Source organism: Microbacterium sp. ZXX196 (genome assembly GCF_009709595.1).
In the GTDB taxonomy this organism is placed as follows: Bacteria; Actinomycetota; Actinomycetes; order Actinomycetales; family Microbacteriaceae; genus Microbacterium; species Microbacterium excoecariae.
The window spans coordinates 1-232 of record NZ_WMEE01000543.1; the positions used below are offsets into that span (position 1 = coordinate 1).

Consider the following 232-nt stretch of genomic DNA (forward strand, 5'->3'; position numbering starts at 1 on the left):
TTGCTGATTCAAACGATCCCAACTTCAAAAAATACTTAAAACTTTTGGAACATATGGAACTTGCTGATCAACAGAAGGTCGCTCTTTTCAATAAGCAAAAAGAAGAAATTGAAAAGTTAAAAAGGTTTAATTCTACTTATGAAGCAAGTGCAAATGAATTAAAACAAGTAACGAAGAAAATCGATGAATTACAAGAAACAAGTAAAAATATGACTACAAATTTCATCTCAAT

Annotated in this window: 1 protein-coding gene; it reads left to right on the forward strand. The window is 28.9% G+C overall.

What is annotated here, in order from left to right:
• A partial coding sequence (locus tag GJQ66_RS14450; protein ID WP_196215963.1) for a hypothetical protein occupies positions 1-232 on the forward strand: 232 nt, incomplete at both ends.